Consider the following 19,196-nt stretch of genomic DNA (forward strand, 5'->3'; position numbering starts at 1 on the left):
GAGCCGGCTCAGCAGGCCGGTGCCACCGGGCCGGACGAGCCGGTGTTGACGTAGGCGTCGGAGACCCAGTTGCCAGTGCCGATCCGGTTCCAGAGGTTCGTGGTGCCGTAGGTGCCGGTCACGGTGCTGCCCGTCGCGGTGCACTCGATCACCACGTTCGCGTGGTTGCCCGCCTGCCCGACGGCGGCGTGCCCGGTGCCGGGCCCCGACCGCACGGTGAGCGGGCCCCCGCTGGTGCGGACCACGCCCCGGGGGCCGCTGCCGGTCCACAGGTAGGTCACGGTGGTCCACGCGTTGTCGGTCAGCCCGAGGCCGTCCCAGAAGGTGCCGTCGGCAAGGTCGATCCCGGCCGGGTTCGCGACCCGGCGGCCGAACCCGTCGAGGCCGCCGTTGTAGCCGTCCTGGTAGGCGGCCTGCGCCTCGGGCCTGCCCTGCGGCAGGTCGGCCCACGACTGCCGGGTCCCGGCCGGGTTCCAGTAGTCGTCGGTGGTGTTCCAGGGGCCGACGTCCCACACCGGCTCGTAGGCGCAGCGGCCGGTGCTCTCCGCGCACACGCGCACCGAGTAGCTGCCCGAGCCCGCGGACGACAGGCCGCGCCGGGACGGCAGGGCCACGAAGTGGTCCCGCTGCGTGATGACGTGGCCGTTCGCGGTGGTGCCGCCCACCAGGCCCTCGCGCGTGGCGAAGATGCGGTAGGCGCGCTCGCCGGACGTCGGCGCGGCCTCGACGTCCTGCAGCGACCGTGAGCGGGGCGCCTCGGGCGTCAGGGTCACCGCCCGCACGGCCGGGCCGCCGTCCTGCCGGCCGACGAGCGTGACGCGCGCCTGCACCGTGCCGGACGGAGCGGGCAGGGCCGACCCGGCGGGGACCCACTCGGTCCAGGCGTCCGGACCCTGGCCGGGGAGCCGGCCGCGCACGTCGACCAGTACCTCGGTGCCGGCCGGGACGGTGTCGTCGACGACGGCGTCGACCGCACCCGCGGGGGAGTCGAGCGTCACGGGTTCGGCGACGAGCTGGCCGGAGGCCGTGACGGCGGACGGGCTCGCGCCGCCGCCCCCGGCCGATGCGGCGCCCGTCGCGCCGGCGAGGCGGAGCGCATCGCCGGCCCGGCGCACGCCGGTGTCGTCGGCGGTGAGGGTGGCGAGGTCGACGGACCACGCCTGGTCCGTGAGGTCGGGGCCGGTGCCCGGGGTGACGGCCGCGACCGCCGTCCCCGAGACGACCAGGAGCGCGCAGGTGGTGGCGGCCAGGAGCGCACCACAGCGTCGGGTCTTGCGTACCTGGATCAGCATGGGGTGAATCTAAGCGGTCCGGCATTTCACCCGCGAGGGGAAGAGGGTGAAATTCTCGATACGTCGGCGGTCCGCGGCGCGGGTCGCGCGTGGTGCATGATCAGGGGAAGAGCACCACGAGCAGCAAGGAGAGTCACGTGTCCGAGTTCCTGGCCGACAAGCCCGGCAAGTTCGACCTCGACGGCGACGGCGTCACCGACGTCGAGGTGGTCGACACCGACGGCGACGGCGTGGTGGACGCCCAGCTCGAGGACTACGACGGCGACGGGGTGCCCGACGTCGAGCTCCACGACACCGACGGGGACGGCGTGCCGGACGTGGTCGTGGAGACGGCCGGCGGCACGCGCACGATCTCCGTGGACACCGACGGCGACGGCGAGGACGAGGTCGTCGACGAGTTCCCGGCCTGACGTCGCCCGCGACCGCTCACGCCGCACACCGGCGGCTCACGCTGGCGGCTCACGCCGGCGGCTCACGCCGTCCGCTCATACCGTCCGCGGCCGGCCGTAGACCAGGCGCCGCAGCGCCACCTCGGCCGGCCCGCGGCGGCCCGTACGTTCCTGCCAGACGGCGAACAGCACGGTCAGCCCCCACACGCCCACCGCGTACAGCACCATGCTCCACGAGCTCAGGTGCTGGCCCAGCCCGAGCCCCCAGGCCGCCAGGACCGGGGCGCACAGCACCGACTGCAGCAGGTAGGACGTGAGCGAGCGCTTGCCGACCGCCTGGACCGCCCCGGCGAACGGCCCGTCGGTGCGGAACAGGTCGCGTGACGGTGCGCCCGTGCGACGCTGCGCCACCCGGTGGCCGATCAGCCCGAACAACGCCACGTAGCCCAGGCCGCCGAAGAACCCGGTGACGATCTGGACCGGCAGGAAAACCCAGGCCGCGTGGTCCGGCACGGACAGGACGCCCACGTGGTCCAGCGCCGAGGGGAGCGGGCCCAGCCAGCCGACCGCCAGGCCCACGACGGTGACGCGGCGCAGCAGCGGCAGGTGGCCGCCCGGGTTCTCCAGGATGCGCCGCCGCCCGGCCCAGAAGGCGAGCAGCAGCATCATCGGCACCACGAGCATGAGCACGCCCTGGCCCACCGTGCCGAGCATCCAGAACACGAGGCGCTCGCTGATCGAGGCGAGGTAGGACGTGCTCGTCATCGAGCTGGTGTCGGGTCCGAAGCTCGCGACGAGCTCGCGGGCGGCCGGGTCGTCGGCGGGGAGCCGCGCGACGAAGAAGGCGCCGACGACGGCGAGCAGCGTGCCGACGGTCAGCAGGCCGCCGAGCACCGCCGTCCACACGATCAGGGTGCGGTCCCGCACCTCGAAGAACAGCCACACCACGAGCAGGCCGGCCAGGCCGTACGCGCCGAGCACGTCGCCCATCCAGAGCAGCGCGGCGTGCACCAGGCCGAAGCCGAGGAGCAGCCAGTTGCGCCGCTGCAGCAGGCGCCGGGCCTGCTCGGGCGGCGTGCCGGACGCCGTCTGCCGGTTGTAGAGCTGCATCATGCCGTAGCCGAACAGGAACGCGAACATCGGGTAGGTGCGCAGGTCCACCAGCACGATGACGAGGAACGCGGCGACGCGGTCGACCACCGTGCCGTCGACGGGGTGGGAGCTGCCCACGCCCATCTCACTGCCCCAGAGGTAGTAGGGCGTGTTGGCCACGGCGATGAGCAGCAGCATCAGGCCGCGCGCCAGGTCGGGGGCGGGCGACCGCTCGGCGGCCTGGACGGGTCCTCGCGCGAGGGCGCTGGTCGGCATGCACCCATCCCAGCAGGGCGTCGGCCGTCCCGCGAGGAAAACGCGACGACAGGGCGAAAAAAGTGCGAGGCGGTGCGCTACGCCGCCGGCTCCTCGCCCAGCCGGGCCCGCTCCGCCTCGACGATCCGCCGGGCGATCTCGGCGTCGGCCACGTCGGTGGCGCCGGGCGCCCCACCCACGGTCGACCGGCCGGCGTACTCGGCGAACAGCTCCGCCTTGGTACCCAGGATCTCCAGGAGGCGCTCGTCCACGCTCTTCTCGACGAGCAGCCGGTGCACCTGCACCGTGCGCACCTGGCCCATCCGGTGCGCCCGCGCCACCGCCTGCGCCTCGACGGTCGGCTTGACCTGCGGCTCGCACAGGATCACCACGGAGGCGGCCTGGATGTTGAGCCCGACGCCGCCGGCCTCGATCTGGCTCACCAGCACCTTCGGCTCGGGTGACTGCGTGAACTCGTCCACCAGCTCCTGTCGCCGGCGCGCCGGGACCGAACCGGTGATGGGGCCGACCGCCAGCGGACCGAGCTCGGCCACCACGGTGTCGATCACGTCGCGGAAGAACGAGAACACGACCACCTTGCGGTTGTTGTCCATGGCCTCGGCCACGATCTCGCGCAGCCGCACCAGCTTCGCCGTCGGCTCGGGGGCCGGGACGAACGCGGCGCGGCGCATGTCGGCGAACGACCGGCGGAGCACGGCGCGCCGGTAGGCGGCGCCGTCGTACCTGCCGAACCGCTCCCACTCGTCCACCTGGACCAGCTCGGGCAGCTCGGTGAGCACGTCCTCCTGGTTGCGCCGCAGGTACACGGTCGCGACCGCCTGCCGGAACGCCGCGGCGCCCGCCAGGCCCGCCGCGGCGTCGAGGGAGTCCGCCACGTCGGGCTTGAGGTGGTGCACCAGGCTGCGGAACTCCTCGACCGTGTTCTCCATCGGCGTGCCGGTCATGAACAGCACGCGCTCGGCGGTCCGGGCCCACTCGGCGGTCCGTTCGGAGCGCTGGGCCCGCGGGTTCTTCACGTAGTGCGCCTCGTCGACGACGAGCAGCGCGGGCCGGGGCATGCCGGCGGCGCGCAGGTGCCCGAGCTGGGGAAACGTGACGATGCCCACGCCGCCGTCGGCCACCCAGGTGCGGATTCCGGCGTCACGGTCGTCGCCGTGCAGCACCCGGACGGCGAGGCGGGAGTGGGCCGCCACCTCGCGCGCCCAGCTCGCCGCCACGCTCGCGGGGCAGACGACGAGGAAGTGTCGGCGGCGCCGGGCGGCCAGGTGCGCCATCACGGCGATGGCCTGGACCGTCTTGCCGAGCCCCATCTCGTCGCCCAGGATCGTGCGCCGCTGCACCAGCGCGTACCGGGCGCCGAAGGCCTGGTACCCGCGCAGCGACACGGTCAGCAGCGAGGTGTCCAGGTCCTGGGCCGTGACCTGCTCCACGACCTCCTCGGGCAGGTAGCCCTCCGCGGCCTCGACGTCGACGCCCAGGTCCACCAGGTCGCCCAGCGCGGCGTACCAGGCGGCCGCCCGGGCCTCGTACCGGCGCCAGACGTCGGCGTCCGTGGTGCCGGACAGCGCGGCGTCCAGCCGGCGCAGCGCGTCGGTGACCCCGGAGTCGTCCAGCCCGGCGACGGTGCGGTCGAGGTCGGTCAGGGCGGCGTCGGCCGCCGTCGTGCGGGCACGGCCCGCGAACAGCCGCCGCACGAGCGTGCCGCGCACGGCGCCCGTCTCGGCGAGCCGGGCGAGCCGGGGCACGTCGACGTCGAGCCGCTCGCCCCACGCGTCGAAGAACTGGGCGACCTGCTCGTGCGCGTGCAGCGCACGCACGAGCGCGGTCGCGTGGGGGTCGGCCGGGTCGTGCTCGATCCGGAAGGTCAGCCCGGCGTCGACGGCGTCGAAGATCTGCTGCGCGGCGTCGAGCAGCAGCCGGGCGGTGCGCGGCCCGACGCCGTCCACCGCGTCGAGTTCCGCCTCGGACGCGTCCAGGACCTGGGCGACCGTCCGGAACCCTGCGGCCTCGACGGGTCCCACCCGCAGGCGCCCCGTGCTGACCTCGCGGATGCGGTCGACCGGCACCTCGGCGAGCTGGGCCAGCACCCGGGCGTCCCGCGCCGCGCGGTACGCGGCCCGCACGCGTTCGGGGGCCGCGCCACGCTCGGTCAGCGCGTCCGCACCCAGCGTGTGCGTGCTCGCGGCGCGCGCGAGGAGCTCGCGGGCCGCGGCGCGGGACCAGGTCGGGGTGGTGGACTCCATGGCCGCCGACGGTACTGGCTGCACGCCCGCCGCGGGTACCGCGCGCGCCGTCGCCGGACGACCTTGGTCGCATATCGGACTGAACGCGCGTTCTGGTAGTTTCGTCGCACCGTGGACAGGAGGAACGAGTGAGCACGGACGCACTGCCGGAGCAGGCACAGGCGGCGCAGGGCACCGCAGCAGGGGAGACGGCGACCGAGGGGACCGCGCCGGAGACGGCGCCGCAGCCGACGACGGACGTCGTGGCCGCACCGGTGACGGATCAGGACCCGGGGCAGACCCCGGCGCCGGAGGGGACCGCGGAGCGCGAGGAGAACCTCGAGACCCGCACCGCGGCCCGGCTGCACCAGCTGGTGGCCTCGGGCGCGGAGAAGCTGCCGGGTGAGGCGGGCAGCACGGTATCGCGGCTGGCCGTGGCGCTGCTGTCGTTCGGCAGCCAGGCCGCCAAGAAGGACCAGGACAAGCCCCCGACCGCCCTCATGGGCGAGGCCGTCCAGCTCTACAAGAGCCTGGACGACGACGACCCGGGCAAGCAGCGCGAGGTGCTCGAGCACGCGCTGGAGACGTTCACGACGTCGACCCTCGGCGGCAAGGAGCGCTCCCAGGTGCTGGAGGTCGCCGAGGAGGCGATGAGCCTGTGGGGCAAGCTGCGTGGCACGACCTCGGAGCTCGTCAAGAGCGACGCCGCGACGTCGATGCGCTCGCTGGCCGGGGCGCTCCGCAAGGAGGGCCGCGACGAGGAGGCGGACGAGACCGAGAAGGAAGCCGGCCGCCTCGAGTCCTGAGGCTCCGGTCCCGGCTCAGGGGCAGGCGGGGGCCGGTGGGCTGTCCGAGGCCGCGAGCAGGGCCTGACAGGATGGGCCCATGCGAAGCGTCACCCTCCTCGGCTCCACCGGCTCCATCGGCACGCAAGCCGTCGACGTCATCGGCCGCAACCCGGACCGGTTCCGCGTGGACGCCCTCAGCGCCGGCGGGGCGGACCTCGCGCTGCTCGCCCGGCAGGCCGCCGACCTCGGCGTCCGGGCCGTCGCCGTGGCCGACGTCGCCGCCCGCCCCGCCCTGACCACGCTGCTGCGCGAGGCCGGCGCCGCGGGCGTCGAGGTGCTCACCGGCCCCGACGCCGCCACCGAGCTCGCGGGCCGGGGCAGCGACGTGGTGCTCAACGGCATCACCGGCTCGGTCGGGCTGCGCCCCACGCTCGCCGCCCTGGAGGCCGGCTCGACGCTGGCGCTCGCGAACAAGGAGTCCCTCGTGGTGGGCGGCGCGCTGGTGAAGAAGGCGGTGCGCCACGCGGGGCAGATCGTGCCCGTGGACTCGGAGCACTCCGCGATCGCGCAGGCGCTGCGCTCGGGGTCGCCGTCCGAGGTGCGCCGCCTCGTGGTCACGGCGAGCGGCGGGCCGTTCCGCGGGAGGGCTCGGGACGAGCTGCGGGACGTCACGCCCGCCCAGGCCCTGCGGCACCCCAACTTCGCGATGGGCCGCGTGGTCACGACCAACTCGGCGACGCTCGTGAACAAGGGCCTGGAGGTCATCGAGGCGCACCTGCTGTTCGACCTGCCCTTCGACGCGATCGACGTGGTGGTGCACCCGCAGCAGATGATCCACTCGATGGTGGAGTTCGTGGACGGCTCGACGATCGCGCAGGCCGGCCCGCCGCGCATGCTCGTGCCCATCGCGCTCGGCCTGTCCTGGCCCGACCGCCTGCCCGACGTCGACGTCGGCATCGACTGGACGCAGGCCGCGAGCTGGGAGTTCGTGCCGCTCGACGACGACGCGTTCCCCGCCGTCCGCCTGGCCCGCCAGGTGGGCGAGGCCGGCGGCACCTTCCCCGCCGCGTACAACGCGGCCAACGAGGTGTGCGTGGACGCGTTCCACGACGGCACGATCGGTTTCCTCGACATCGTCGACACCGTGGCGGCCGTGGTCGAGGAGCACGCCGCGGCCGGCGGCGGCGACGCGGGGTCGGTCGAGGGCGTCCTGGAGGCGGACGCCTGGGCCCGCACGCGAGCGGTGGAGGTCCTGGCGCGGCGCTGAGCCGCGCCCACTCGCCTTCGAGACCGAGGTTGCTCGGCCTTGCGGGCCGTCAGAGCGAAGCAACCTCGGTCTCGAAGGGGAGGACGGCGGAGTCCGGCCGGGCGGCCCGGCGGCGGTCGCGCCCGGCCCAGCCGTGGTCGACCGGGCCGTGGCCCGTCCACGGCCCGCTCGCCGTGCCCGTGCCGCCGACGACGAGGTCGTCCGCCGCGCGGAGCGCCCCGGTGAGGTACTCCTTGGCGGCGCGGACGGCGGGAGCCCAGCCGTCGTGCGCGGGGCGCAGGACGGCGCACGCCGAGCTGAGCGTGCAGCCGGTCCCGTGCGTGTTCCGCGTGGCGACCCGGGGCGCGCGCAGGGCGACGACGCCGTCCGGCCCGGCGAGCTGGTCGACCGCCTGCGGCCCGTCGAGGTGCCCGCCCTTGACCAGCGCGTGGCCCGGTCCGAGGCGCAGCAGCGCGGTCGCCTGCGCCGCGGCCTCGGCGGCGTCCCGCGCGGGGGAGATGCCGAGCAGCACCGCGGCCTCGGGCAGGTTGGGCGTGACCAGGTCGGCCAGGGGCAGCAGCTCGTCGCGGAGCACGGCCTCGGCGTCGGCCGCGAGCAGGCGGTCGCCCGACGTCGCCACCATCACCGGGTCGAGGACCACCACCGGCCGGTCGGCACCGGCGCGCAGGTCGCGCAGCACCGCGGCGACGGCCCGGGCGACGGCCGCGTCCGTCGTCATGCCGATCTTCACCGCGTCCACGGCGACGTCGGCGAACAGCGTCTCGAGCTGCGCCGTGACCATGTCGGCCGGTACCGGGTGCACCCGGGTCACCCCGGTCGTGGACTGCGCGGTCAGGCCCGTGAGCACCGCGCAGCCGTAGCCGCCGAGGGCGGCGAACGTCTTGAGGTCGGCCTGGATCCCGGCCCCGCCGGAGGGGTCGGAGCCGGCCACGGTCAGGGCCACCACGGGGTGGTCGTGCGCACGCGTGCGCGAGAGGTCGGGCAGGACGGAGCCCATGAGGCGTTCCCTTCGCTAGCACTACCTAGATCAGGTTCCACGGGTGCATCTCAGCCGGGCCGGTACCCGGCGCCCCGCGCCATGTGCGCACACCCTACGACACCGTCCGGGCCGCTCAGCGGCGCCGGCCGGTCCAGTGGAAGACCGCGAACCCGGTGACCAGGGCGCTCGCCGTGACGAGCACGGTGGCCGCCACCGCCTGGGCGCCGTCGAGGATGCCGGCGTCCAGCGCCACCTGCACGGTGCCGATGAGGGCGTAGACGCCCGCGAACACCGTGATCGCCGAGAGCGTGCCGTCCATCAGCCGGCGGCGGGAGCGTTCGCGCGCGGCCTCCTCCTCGCGGCGGCGGTCGCCGTGCAGCCGTTCGAGGGCTGCCAGCCGGGCCGCGATCGGCTCCTGCAGCAGCTCGCGCAGCCGCTCGGTCACCACGGCGGCCTGCTGCTCGAAGCGGGACGCCCGCAGGAGCTGGTGGAGCATCCGGGACTCCAGGGCCGAGGCCAGGAACGTGGGGGAGGAGATGGTGGTCAGCGTGGTGCGCACCTCCGACGCGAACTCGTGCAGCCGGAGCTGCTCGCGCGTCAGCCGTTCCTTGCGCTCGGCCAGGTCGGTGCCGTTGTTCACGTCGTGGTCGGCCAGCAGGGTGGCCACGATGCGCAGGTGGTCGGCGAGCGTCGCGTTCCAGGCGCTGAACAGCCCGTTGAGGCTCGCGACGAACTCGGCGAGCGAGCCGTACTGGGAGATCTTGAAGTGCGCCGTCCCCACGAGCGCGACCGTGGTGGCGTTGGTGGCCACGGCGACCAGGTCGCCGAGGTGCCGCACCCCCTCCAGCAGCACCGGGTTGCGCTGCCGCAGCGTCCAGTCGCACAGCGTCGCGGTGCCGTACGAGACGGGCTGGAGCAGCACCTGCGAGCCGAACGCGGCCAGCATCTCGTCGCACATGTTCACGGGTCTGCGCTCGCTCGCCGGGGCGGCCGGGCCGAGGCCGGTGCTCGCCTCGTAGACGCTGGTGACCACGTGCGCGCGGCCCTGGGCGATCTCCGTGCCCTTGCGGATCAGGTCGGCGGTGGCGCGTTGCAGCAGGTCCGCCAGGTCGAAGAGCCGCTCCGGCGGCAGGGCGCCGCCGGGGTCGACGGGGACGGGGGAGCCGTCCGGCGCGACCCACAGCACGCGGATGTCGGCGTGCAGGTTGGACAGGCGGAAGCGGGCGTCCCGCACCTGCTGCGGGGAGCGGCCGCGCGCCGAGTACCGGAACCGCACGTAGTGGTTGCCGAACTCGGTGAACCGCACGTCGCAGGCGAGCTCCTCGATGAACGTCCCGTCCGGCTGCTCGAGCCGGACGTTCGGCATCGACAGGGAGACGCCGCCGTAGGGGCGGGCGGCCCGGTCCACGCTCGACCAGACGTCGTCCATCTTGAGGCTGCCGCGCACGGCGAAGGCCTGGACCCCGAGCAGGTGCGGGCGCTCGTCCCGGTCGGCGAGGGCGCGCAGGGCGGCCACCGCCGCGGCCGGGCTGACGTCCCGCAGCCCGAACGGATAGACGTAGATGTTCTTGAGCCGGTCGAGCGTGAGCCAGCGCGCCCCGAGGTTGCGGTGCAGCTCGGTCAGGTGCATCCGGTAGGAGCGCAGCTCGCTGGCCAGGATGTAGTTGAGGTGCCGGTCGGTCTCGGCCGCCCGCAAGGCCTCGAGGGCGGGGCCGAGGCGTTCGGGGGCGCCCGCCATGGCGGCGTCGGCGGCCGCGGCGGCCTCGGCGAGCGCGCGGAAGTACCGGATGCGCGTGACCGCCTGCGGCACCAGCACGCGGCGGAACGGGGACGTCGGGTCGGGGATCGCCCGTGCCGCCCGCAGCAGCGCGACGCACCGCTCGGCGGCGCGAGCCGCGGCGTCCGCCAGCCGGGGCAGGCTGCCCGCGCTGCGGGCGGCGGAGGTGTGCATCTGCGTGACCAGGGTGCGCAGCAGCACCGCGACCGCGTCGCCCTCGGCCCGGCAGACCTCGTCGGGGGCGTCGTCGCGGCACGCCTCCCAGGTCTCGACGAACGCGCGCAGCGGCACGATGATCCGGCCGTGCCGGAAGGTGTACTGCAGGGCGTCGCTGGCCTGCGACCACAGGTAGATGCCGAGCAGCGCCGCGGCGCGCGGCCGCCCGGCCACCGCACGCAGCGCGGCGGCGGTCCGCGGCCCGCGCGGGTCGCCGGGCACGGGGTGGCGGCGGTTGGGGGCCTCGCCGTCCTCTCCCATGTTCCAGCGCGACGCCGCCCAGACCGCGCCGACGTCCACGCCGATCTCGCGCAGCTGGCGGGCGACCTCGGAGTTGCCGTCGGCGCCCTGCCAGGCCTCGGTCTGGAACAGCGGCCGCAGGTTGTCCGCCAGTGCGGCGGGTCCGTGGGCGTGCAGCGCACGGAAGCCCGGCACGGCGGCCGGGTGGGACGATTCCGACATGGCGTCAGGTTAATGACTGGTAACCGATCCTTCAACGAATCACCATGTCTTCCGGCCGGCGGTGGTCCCGCGTGGACGTCGCGTGAGCGTCGCGCGGGGAGCCGCGCCGCGCTTCGGGAAGTGTCGGAGAGGTGCCGTAGTCTCGGAGCCGTGAGCATCGTTCCGCACATCGTTGGTGTGCTCGTCCTCCTGCTCGGCGTCCTCGTCTCCGTCGGGCTGCACGAGGTGGGCCACATGGTCCCGGCCAAGAAGTTCGGCGTGCGCGTGAGCCAGTACTTCGTCGGGTTCGGCCCCACGCTCTGGTCCCGGACCAAGGGGGAGACGGAGTACGGCATCAAGGCCATCCCGCTCGGCGGGTTCGTGCGGCTCGTCGGCATGATGCCGCCGGCCCCGGAGGGCGCGACCCGCGGCCGCGGGTTCTGGAACGACCTGGTGGCCGACGCGCGGGACGCCTCGGTGGCCGAGGTGCGCCCCGGCGAGGAGCACCGCGCCTTCTACAACCTGTCGACGCCCAAGAAGCTCGCCGTCATGTTCGGCGGGCCGTTCATGAACCTGGTGATCGCCACGGTCCTCATGGCCGTGATCCTCATCGGCTACGGCCTGCCCGCCGTGTCCACCACGGTCGCCCAGCTCTCGGAGTGCGTGCCCGCCTCGGTCACCTCCGCCGCCTCGGGCGACGAGTGCGAGGGCCGGCCGGCCGCACCGGCCGTGGCGGCCGGGCTCGAGCCCGGTGACGAGGTCGTCTCCTTCGGCGGCGCCGAGGTGCAGGGCTGGCAGCAGCTCGTCGGCCTCATCAACGAGTCGGCGGGGCGCCCGTCCGAGATCGTGGTGCTGCGCGACGGCGAGCGCGTCTCCCTGGAGGTCACCCCCGCCCGGACCGAGCGTCCGGTCGTGGACGAGGACGGCACGGCGGTGCTGGACGCCGCCGGCGAGCCCGTGGTGCAGCCCGGCGGCTTCGTCGGCTTCTCCCCGCTCCAGGTGCGCGAGCCGCAGCCCCTGTCGGCCGTGCTGCCCGCCGTCGGCGAGCAGACGTGGATGACGGCGACCATGGTCGCGACCCTGCCGGTCCGCGTGGCCGACGCCGCCTCGCAGGCCTTCTCCTCCGAGGAGCGCGCCCAGGACTCGGTGCAGTCGGTGGTCGGCGTCGCGCGGATCAGCGGCCAGATCATGGCCCTCGACGAGGCGATCCTGGACCGCGTGATGATCTACCTGAGCCTCCTGGCCAGCCTGAACATCGCACTGTTCGTGTTCAACATGATCCCGCTCCTGCCGCTGGACGGCGGGCACATCGTCAACGCCCTGTACGAGGGGGGCAAGCGCACCGTCGCCCGGGTGCGTGGGGCCGCCGTCCTGCCCGGCCCGGCCGACGTCGCTCGCATGACCCCGGTCGCCTACGTCGTGTTCCTGGTCCTGCTGGGGGTGGGTGGCGTGCTCATCGTGGCCGACCTGGTGGATCCGGTGCGGATCACGTGACGCCGAGCACGATGTGTGTTTTGACCCTTCCGAAGAGTGGATACTGACTCTGTGACCGCAATCAGCCTCGGCATGCCAGCAGCACCCCCGCCGGTCCTCGCCCCTCGTCGCAAGACGCGCAAGATCAAGGTGGGCAAGGTCGAGGTCGGAGGTGACGCACCCATCAGCGTGCAGTCCATGACGACCACGCCCACCACCGACATCAACGCGACGCTCCAGCAGATCGCGGAGCTCACGACGGCCGGCTGCGACATCGTCCGCGTCGCCGTCCCGAGCGCCGACGACGCGGAGGCGCTGCCGATCATCGCCAAGAAGTCCCAGATCCCCGTCATCGCGGACATCCACTTCCAGCCGAAGTACGTGTTCGCCGCGATCGACGCGGGCTGCGCCGCCGTCCGCGTGAACCCGGGCAACATCCGCAAGTTCGACGACCAGGTCAAGCAGATCGCGGCCGCCGCGAAGGACGCGGGCGTCTCGCTGCGCATCGGCGTCAACGCCGGCTCGCTCGACAAGCGCCTGCTCGAGAAGTACGGCAAGCCGACCCCGGAGGCCCTCGTGGAGTCCGCGGTGTGGGAGGCGAGCCTCTTCGAGGAGCACGACTTCCACGACTTCAAGATCTCGGTCAAGCACAACGACCCGGTCGTCATGGTGCGCGCCTACGAGCTGCTCGCCGAGCGCGGCGACTGGCCGCTGCACCTCGGCGTCACCGAGGCCGGCCCGGCGTTCCAGGGCACCATCAAGTCCGCCACGGCGTTCGGCGCCCTGCTCAGCAAGGGCATCGGCGACACGATCCGCGTGTCCCTCTCGGCCCCGCCGGTCGAGGAGGTCAAGGTCGGCAACCAGATCCTGCAGGCGCTCAACCTGCGGCCCCGCAAGCTGGAGATCGTCTCCTGCCCCTCCTGCGGCCGCGCCCAGGTGGACGTCTACACGCTCGCCGAGAAGGTCACCGCCGGCCTGGAGGGCATGACCGTCCCGCTGCGCGTCGCCGTCATGGGCTGCGTCGTCAACGGCCCGGGTGAGGCCCGCGAGGCCGACCTCGGCGTGGCGTCCGGCAACGGCAAGGGCCAGATCTTCGTCAAGGGCGAGGTCATCAAGACCGTTCCCGAGGCGATGATCGTCGAGACCCTCATCGAAGAGGCGATGCGGATCGCGGATGAGATGCCGACGCCGGAGAATGAGTCGCAGGCCGGTTCGCCGGTCGTCTCGGTCGGCTGAGAGAGCCGCCCGAACCTGAGTCGATCGGAGCAGAGCATGGCCCGCTGGCGCACCCCGGTTCCGACCGGGGCGCGCCCGGACGGGCCCGCTCAGCCCGGCGAACGGGACATCCTGGCGCGCCGCGAGCGGCGGGACGTCGCACGGCCGCTGACCCGCGCCGACCTCACCCAGGCGCTCGCGGTGTGCGCCGTCGACCCGGTGGCGTCCGTCCTCGCCGCCGCGCGGCTCGAGGTCGCGCTCCGCGCGGGGTTCGGTGCTGCGGCGGGCCAGGCGTGGGGGTTCCCTGACGCGGGGCCGCTCGAGGCCGTCTGCTGGGCCGGGGCCAACCTGGTGCCCGTCGTCCCCGTCGAGGACCCGGAGCGGCGCGCCCAGGCCGTCGCCGCGTTCGCCGACGTCGCCCGGGTGCACGGGCGGCGGTCGTCGTCGATCGTGGGGGAGCAGTGGGCCGCGCTCACGCTCTGGGACCACCTGTCGCCGCACTGGCCGGCGGCCCGCGACGTCCGGGCCGACCAGCCCTCCATGGCGATCGCCACGGCCCCCGCCCTCGCACCCGACCCCACCGTCCGCCGGTCGGTGCCGTCGGAGCTCGGCCTCGTGCTGCCGGCGTGCGTGCGCATGTTCACCGAGGAGGTCGGCTACTCACCGGTCGCCTCGGGCAGCTCCGCCTACGCGGAGCGTGTGCGGTCGCTCATCACCGAGGGCCGCTCGTTCGTCCGCACGGTGCCCGACGCCGACGGCCGGCCCGCCGTCGCCTTCAAGGCCGAGCTCGGCGCGGTGGCCGGCGGCGTCGCCCAGGTGCAGGGCGTCTGGGTCGAGCCCGCGTTCCGTGGCCGCGGCTGGTCCAAGTCGGGCATGGCCGCCGTGGTGGCGGCCACGCGCGCGACCGTCGCCCCCGTCGTGTCGCTGTACGTGAACGCCTACAACGAGCGGGCCGTGGCCGCCTACCGCCGCGTGGGCTTCGAGCAGGTCGGCACCTTCGCCACGATCCTGTTCTGAGGGGCGCTCAGCGCAGCAGCTTCGACATCCGGCGGTCCGCCAGCGGCTTGCCGCCCGTCTGGCACGTGGGGCAGTACTGCATGGACCGGTCCGCGAACGACACCTCGTGCACGGTGTCGCCGCACGGCACGCCGTTCCACCCGGGACAGGGCTGCCCCGTGCGGCCGTGCACGCGCATCCCGGCGCGCTTGGCGTCCTTGAGCTCCTTGGCCGGCTTGCCCGACGCCGCCGCGATCGCCTCCGTGAGCACGTCCCCGATCGCGGTGTGCAGCCGGGCGGTCTCCTCCGGCGTGAACGAGCCCGTCAGCTTGTACGGGCTGAACCGGCCGACCAGCAGGATCTCGTCGCTGTAGGCGTTGCCGATGCCCGCGATGGCGCGCTGGTCCCGGAGCAGTCCCTTGACCTGCTGGTTCTTGTTCGCCAGCAGCCCGGCGAGCACCTCGGTGGTGAATGCGGGGTCCAGCGGTTCGACGCCGAGCGAGGCGACCATCTCGATCTCGGCCGGGTCGTGCACCACGTGCACGGCCAGCCGCTTGCGCGTGCCGGCCTCGGTGAGGTCGAACCCGGACCCGTCGTCGAGCCGCACGCGCAGCGCGAGCACCGCACCCCGGCTGGATCCGCCCAGCGAGGGACGTACGGGCTTGTCCGGCAGGGCGTCCGACCAGCGCACCCACCCACCTCGCGAGAGGTGGAAGACCAGGTGCAGCGGGTCGCCGTCGGGCAGCGTGGCGACGGCGACGTCGAGCCACTTGCCGTGCCGCGCCGTGCCGGTCACCGTGCCCCCGGCGAGCGCGTCGGGCGAGGGGCTGAAGGTCTTGAGCGCCGCGATCGAACCCACCTCGACCGACCGGACCGTGTGCCCGGAGGCGCGCTCGCGCAGGAAGTCCGCGAGCGCGGCGACCTCGGGCAGCTCAGGCATGCGCCCATCCTCCGAGACATCGCGGGGCGCGGCAAGGCCGGGCCCACGCGTTCTGGGAGAGTATTCCGGGAGAGCCGCGGGCCCCCGCGCGGATAGGCTGTGCCCCATGTCTTCCGCACGCCTCACTCAGGGCGACGTGCTGCGCATGTCGTCCCTCTTCGTCCGTACCCTGCGCGAGGACCCGGCCGAGGCCGAGGTCGCCAGCCACAAGCTCCTGGTCCGCGGCGGCTACATCCGCCGCGCCGCCCCGGGCATCTACTCGTGGCTGCCGCTGGGCCTGCGGGTGCTGGCCAAGATCGAGGCGATCGTCCGCGAGGAGATGGTCGCGATCGGCGGCCAGGAGGTGCACTTCCCGGCGCTGCTGCCGCGGGAGCCCTACGAGGCCACCGGCCGCTGGGAGGAGTACGGCCCCAACCTGTTCCGCCTCAAGGACCGCAAGGAGGCCGACTACCTCCTCGCGCCCACGCACGAGGAGATGTTCGCGCTCCTGGTCAAGGACCTGTACTCGTCGTACAAGGACCTGCCGGTCACGCTCTTCCAGATCCAGACCAAGTACCGCGACGAGGCGCGCCCCCGCGCGGGCCTGATCCGCGGGCGCGAGTTCGTCATGAAGGACTCGTACTCGTTCGACGTCAAGGACGAGGGCCTGGAGGTCAGCTACCAGAAGCACCGCGAGGCGTACGAGAAGATCTTCCAGCGCCTCGGCCTGGACTACGTGATCGTCTCCGCGATGTCGGGCGCCATGGGCGGCTCCCGCTCGGAGGAGTTCCTGTCGCCCTCGCCCATCGGCGAGGACACGTTCGTGCGCTCGCCCGGCGGCTACGCCGCCAACGTCGAGGCCGTGGTCACGCCCGTCCCCGAGGCGATCCCCTACGACGACGCCCCCGCGGCCCACGTCGAGGACACCCCGGACACCCCGACCATCGCCACGCTCGTCGACCTCGCCAACGCGACGTTCCCCCGCCCCGACCGGCCCTGGACCGCCGCCGACACCCTGAAGAACGTGGTGCTGGCCCTCGTCCAGCCCGACGGCACGCGCGAGATCGTCGTCGTCGGGCTGCCCGGCGACCGCGAGGTGGACCTCAAGCGCATCGAGGCGGCGCTCAGCCCCGCCGAGCCCGAGGCCGCGACCGACGAGGACTTCACACGGTTCCCGCAGCTCGTCAAGGGCTACATCGGCCCGCAGGTGCTCGGCCCCCAGGGCGAGCAGGTCGAGGGTTCCGGCGGTGAGAAGGTTCCGGCCATCCGCTACCTGCTCGACCCCCGTGTCGTGCCCGGCACGCGGTGGATCACCGGCGCCAACGAGCCCGGCAAGCACGTGTTCGACCTGGTCGCGGGCCGCGACTTCACGGCCGACGGCACGGTCGAGGCCGCCGAGGTGCGCCCCGGCGACCCCGCGCCCGACGGCTCCGGCCCGCTGGAGCTCGCCCGCGGCATCGAGATGGGCCACATCTTCCAGCTCGGCCGCAAGTACGCCGAGGCCCTCGGCCTCGTCGTGCTCGACGAGAACGGCAAGCAGGCCGTCGTGACCATGGGCTCCTACGGCGTGGGCGTCACGCGTGCGCTCGCGGCGCTCGCGGAGGCGAACCACGACGACAAGGGCCTCGCCTGGCCGGCGCACGTCGCGCCCGTGCACGTGCACCTGGTCGCGGCGGGCAAGGACGCCGCGGTGTTCGAGGCGGCCGAGCGGCTCGCGGGGGAGCTCGCCGCCCGTGGCGTCGAGGTGCTCTACGACGACCGCACGGGCAAGGTGTCGCCGGGCGTGAAGTTCAAGGACGCCGAGCTGCTCGGCGCGCCGCTGGTGGTCACCGTGGGCAAGAGCCTGGCCGACGGCGTGGTCGAGGTCCGGCCGCGCGCGGGCGAGGCGGAGCAGCTCCCCGTGGCCGAGGCCGCGGACGCCGTGGCGGACCGGGTGGCGGCGCTCCTGGCCTGAGGGCCGGGCGCGCCGGTCACCCGGGCGCGCCCGCTCAGGCCTGTTCCGGCAGGCCCGGGAAGGGCACGGCCTCGGCGCCCCACCCGGCGCCCGCGATCGTGACGTCCGTGAGCAGGGCGACCAGGACGGCGCGCGTGCCGGGCTCGGCGCGGCCGGTCAGTGAGGCGTAGTTCTGCGCCAGACCGGCCTCCAGGTCGCGCGCGAGGTCCTGCGTGGACGTCTCCGTCCCGGGGACGGCGTACGCGACCTGGCGCGGGTCCTGGTCGGTGCCGTCGACCCCGGCCACCAGCGCCCACGCCTGGGCGCGGGCCCGGTGCAGCCGGGCACGGTCCTGGGCGCGGCTGCGCAGGTCGCCGGAGGCCTGGGCCGCCCGTACCTCCAGCGCGTAGCCCGCCGAGTCCTCGGCCACCACGACGGCGCTCAGGTCCTCGGCGGAGAGGCCGCCGGGCACCACCGGCGCGTCCTGCGCGCCGGACGCCGACGCGGTGGCCGGGGACTCGTCCCCGGTCTGCTCGGCGTCCGGGTCGGCGGGCTCCGGGATCTGGGTGGGGGGCAGCTCGGGAGCCTCACCCCTGGTCAGCCGCGCGAGGGTCCACGCGTCGCGCGTCTGGGCGGCGGAGATCGAGGCGAGCAGCCGGGCGAGGGGCCCCGGCTGGGCCTGGTTCGCGGCCGCCCGGGTGCGCGTGGCGGCGTCGACCAGCGAGGTGAGCACCGCGGCCGGCGTCCGCTCGGGGGCCGTGGCGGACGGCGACGACGCGGACCGGTCGGCCACGATGTCGTCCAGGCCGGAGTCGTACTCGCCACCGAGCTGCTCGGCCTGCGCGGTGGTCGCCGCGGCGACCCGGCCCAGCGCGTCCGCGACGTCGCCCCCGACGCCCTCGGCACCCGCCGCGGCCTCGGCCGTCTCGGCCACGAGCAGCGCGTCCGCGACCGCGGTGCGCCGCACGACCTCCGCGGCGTCCGGCACGGGTTCGGTGGGCGGCGGCGTCTCCAGCCGCACTCCACAACCTGAGAGAATGATCGCGCAGGTCAGGACCAGCGCGGTCAGACCTGACCGGCGTCGCGTGCGGGACCTGGGGTCGTTGGGGTTCATCGTGGCCGATGATGCCATGTCCGCCCGGGCCGTTCGTGTGCTGACCGGGCCGGGTGGCCGCGGTCGGGTCGCGGACGTCACGTCCCGCGCGAGGTGCCGAGGCCTGGCGCTTCGTTAGGCTGGACACAGGCAACAGACAACAACAGCACATCGGTCGAACCGTTCCGGCTCGAACCGTGCCCCCGCACGGGGGAGCCGACGGGAGGAAGGCGATGACACAGCAGGCGGAAGCGGTCCGCGACGTGGTGCGGCCGGCGGTCGAGGCCGCGGGGCTGTACCTCGAGGAGGTGACCGCCACGCGTGCGGGCAGCAGGTCGGTGGTGCGGGTCACCGTGGACCTGCCCGAGGACGCCGTGGGCAGCCTCGACTCCGACCAGCTCGGCGAGGTGTCGCGCGCCGTCTCGGCGGCGCTGGACGAGGACGACGTCGTGCCGGGCGCCTACACGCTCGAGATCTCGACCCCGGGCACCAGCCGGCCCCTGACGGAGCTGCGGCACTTCAAGCGGGCCCGGACCCGGCTCGTGACGCTCAAGCTGGCCGACGGCGCCCGTGCGGAGGGCCGGCTGACCGACGTCCTGACCGACGGCGACGCCCCCGTGCTGGTGCTCGACGACGACCGGCGGATCGACGTCGCCGACGTGGTCCGCGGGAAGGTCGAGGTCGAGCTGAAGCGCCTCGAGGAGGCCCAGGATGCCGAGGCCGGCGAACTGGGCGAGAGTGCAGGTGAAGGCACCGACGACGACGCGGACGGTGCCGGTTTCGACGACGCGACCGCGGGCCGCCCCGGCCGCAACGAGGAAGGCTGAC

General features: G+C 74.3%; 15 protein-coding genes and 1 riboswitch. Of the genes, 8 read left to right on the forward strand and 7 right to left on the reverse strand.

The genetic code is table 11. The annotated features are described in order from the left end of the window. Positions 1-8 precede the first annotated feature (8 nt). Positions 9-1,292 (reverse strand): DUF8814 domain-containing protein, encoded by a 1,284-nt coding sequence (locus APR03_RS05930; RefSeq protein ID WP_253833639.1) that lies wholly within the window; start codon positions 1,290-1,292, stop codon positions 9-11. Between the two features lie 137 nt (positions 1,293-1,429). Between APR03_RS05930 and APR03_RS05935 the strand changes: the two genes are divergently transcribed. After that, a complete protein-coding gene (locus tag APR03_RS05935) occupies positions 1,430-1,702 on the forward strand; it encodes a hypothetical protein (protein WP_253833640.1) in 273 nt (90 codons plus the stop codon). 75 nt (positions 1,703-1,777) lie between these two features. Here the strand turns inward: APR03_RS05935 and APR03_RS05940 are convergent, their stop codons facing one another. Continuing rightward, complete coding sequence (locus APR03_RS05940) at positions 1,778-3,049, reverse strand: DUF418 domain-containing protein (RefSeq protein WP_253833641.1); 1,272 nt, start codon at positions 3,047-3,049, stop codon at positions 1,778-1,780. Between the two features lie 77 nt (positions 3,050-3,126). Next, positions 3,127-5,292 (reverse strand): DEAD/DEAH box helicase, encoded by a 2,166-nt coding sequence (locus APR03_RS05945; RefSeq protein WP_253833642.1) that lies wholly within the window; start codon positions 5,290-5,292, stop codon positions 3,127-3,129. Positions 5,293-5,420: 128 nt separating this feature from the next. Between APR03_RS05945 and APR03_RS05950 the strand changes: the two genes are divergently transcribed. Next, positions 5,421-6,077: a hypothetical protein gene (locus APR03_RS05950; protein ID WP_253833644.1), complete on the forward strand. Its 657-nt coding sequence runs from the start codon at positions 5,421-5,423 to the stop codon at positions 6,075-6,077. Positions 6,078-6,156: 79 nt separating this feature from the next. Further along, positions 6,157-7,326 (forward strand): 1-deoxy-D-xylulose-5-phosphate reductoisomerase, encoded by a 1,170-nt coding sequence (gene dxr, locus APR03_RS05955; RefSeq protein WP_253833646.1) that lies wholly within the window; start codon positions 6,157-6,159, stop codon positions 7,324-7,326. A 49-nt stretch (positions 7,327-7,375) separates the two neighbouring features. On the opposite strand, the gene thiD is transcribed toward dxr, so the two are convergent. Together thiD and APR03_RS05965 are read right to left on the reverse strand one after the other, a co-directional pair. Continuing rightward, complete coding sequence (gene thiD / locus APR03_RS05960; protein WP_253833647.1) at positions 7,376-8,323, reverse strand: bifunctional hydroxymethylpyrimidine kinase/phosphomethylpyrimidine kinase; 948 nt, start codon at positions 8,321-8,323, stop codon at positions 7,376-7,378. Next, a riboswitch (TPP riboswitch) is annotated at positions 8,313-8,410 on the reverse strand. Its footprint overlaps the gene before it by 11 nt. Before the next feature lie 28 nt (positions 8,411-8,438). Further along, a complete protein-coding gene (locus APR03_RS05965; protein WP_253833649.1) occupies positions 8,439-10,760 on the reverse strand; it encodes a hypothetical protein in 2,322 nt (773 codons plus the stop codon). A gap of 150 nt (positions 10,761-10,910) precedes the next feature. Here APR03_RS05965 and APR03_RS05970 point away from each other — a divergent pair, with 150 nt between their 5' ends. The 3 genes from APR03_RS05970 (at position 10,911) to APR03_RS05980 (ending at position 14,444) form a co-directional block, all read left to right on the forward strand. Beyond that, entirely contained in the window at positions 10,911-12,233 is a 1,323-nt protein-coding gene (locus APR03_RS05970) for a M50 family metallopeptidase (RefSeq protein WP_308216447.1), read from the forward strand. Positions 12,234-12,305: 72 nt separating this feature from the next. After that, the gene (ispG, locus tag APR03_RS05975; RefSeq protein ID WP_253833651.1) at positions 12,306-13,448 is read left to right on the forward strand and encodes a flavodoxin-dependent (E)-4-hydroxy-3-methylbut-2-enyl-diphosphate synthase; all 1,143 of its coding nucleotides are present in this window, start codon (positions 12,306-12,308) and stop codon (positions 13,446-13,448) included. 36 nt (positions 13,449-13,484) lie between these two features. Continuing rightward, positions 13,485-14,444, forward strand: coding sequence for a GNAT family N-acetyltransferase (locus APR03_RS05980; protein ID WP_253833652.1), 960 nt, complete (start codon positions 13,485-13,487; stop codon positions 14,442-14,444). A 7-nt stretch (positions 14,445-14,451) separates the two neighbouring features. Here the strand turns inward: APR03_RS05980 and APR03_RS05985 are convergent, their stop codons facing one another. Further along, complete coding sequence (locus APR03_RS05985) at positions 14,452-15,363, reverse strand: Fpg/Nei family DNA glycosylase (RefSeq protein WP_253833653.1); 912 nt, start codon at positions 15,361-15,363, stop codon at positions 14,452-14,454. Between the two features lie 106 nt (positions 15,364-15,469). Here APR03_RS05985 and APR03_RS05990 point away from each other — a divergent pair, with 106 nt between their 5' ends. Then, positions 15,470-17,296 (forward strand): proline--tRNA ligase, encoded by a 1,827-nt coding sequence (locus APR03_RS05990; RefSeq protein ID WP_253833654.1) that lies wholly within the window; start codon positions 15,470-15,472, stop codon positions 17,294-17,296. A 34-nt stretch (positions 17,297-17,330) separates the two neighbouring features. Here the strand turns inward: APR03_RS05990 and APR03_RS05995 are convergent, their stop codons facing one another. Then, positions 17,331-18,389: a DUF4439 domain-containing protein gene (locus tag APR03_RS05995; protein ID WP_253833655.1), complete on the reverse strand. Its 1,059-nt coding sequence runs from the start codon at positions 18,387-18,389 to the stop codon at positions 17,331-17,333. 212 nt (positions 18,390-18,601) lie between these two features. On the opposite strand from APR03_RS05995, the gene rimP reads away from it, so the two are divergent. After that, positions 18,602-19,195 (forward strand): ribosome maturation factor RimP, encoded by a 594-nt coding sequence (gene rimP, locus APR03_RS06000; RefSeq protein ID WP_253833656.1) that lies wholly within the window; start codon positions 18,602-18,604, stop codon positions 19,193-19,195. Position 19,196: the final 1 nt, after the last annotated feature.

Origin of the sequence: Promicromonospora thailandica (assembly GCF_024171955.1) — a bacterium.
In the GTDB taxonomy this organism is placed as follows: domain Bacteria; phylum Actinomycetota; class Actinomycetes; order Actinomycetales; family Cellulomonadaceae; genus Promicromonospora; species Promicromonospora thailandica.

Coding starts and splice junctions, on each gene's coding strand:
- APR03_RS05930 (WP_253833639.1), bottom strand. CDS start 1,292: ATGCTGATCCAGGTACGCAAGACCCGACGCTGTGGTGCGCTCCTGGCC.
- APR03_RS05995 (WP_253833655.1), bottom strand. CDS start 18,389: ATGAACCCCAACGACCCCAGGTCCCGCACGCGACGCCGGTCAGGTCTG.
- APR03_RS05945 (WP_253833642.1), bottom strand. CDS start 5,292: ATGGAGTCCACCACCCCGACCTGGTCCCGCGCCGCGGCCCGCGAGCTC.
- APR03_RS05980 (WP_253833652.1), top strand. CDS start 13,485: ATGGCCCGCTGGCGCACCCCGGTTCCGACCGGGGCGCGCCCGGACGGG.
- APR03_RS05965 (WP_253833649.1), bottom strand. CDS start 10,760: ATGTCGGAATCGTCCCACCCGGCCGCCGTGCCGGGCTTCCGTGCGCTG.
- thiD (WP_253833647.1), bottom strand. CDS start 8,323: ATGGGCTCCGTCCTGCCCGACCTCTCGCGCACGCGTGCGCACGACCAC.
- APR03_RS05985 (WP_253833653.1), bottom strand. CDS start 15,363: ATGCCTGAGCTGCCCGAGGTCGCCGCGCTCGCGGACTTCCTGCGCGAG.
- APR03_RS05990 (WP_253833654.1), top strand. CDS start 15,470: ATGTCTTCCGCACGCCTCACTCAGGGCGACGTGCTGCGCATGTCGTCC.
- rimP (WP_253833656.1), top strand. CDS start 18,602: ATGACACAGCAGGCGGAAGCGGTCCGCGACGTGGTGCGGCCGGCGGTC.
- ispG (WP_253833651.1), top strand. CDS start 12,306: ATGCCAGCAGCACCCCCGCCGGTCCTCGCCCCTCGTCGCAAGACGCGC.
- APR03_RS05940 (WP_253833641.1), bottom strand. CDS start 3,049: ATGCCGACCAGCGCCCTCGCGCGAGGACCCGTCCAGGCCGCCGAGCGG.
- dxr (WP_253833646.1), top strand. CDS start 6,157: ATGCGAAGCGTCACCCTCCTCGGCTCCACCGGCTCCATCGGCACGCAA.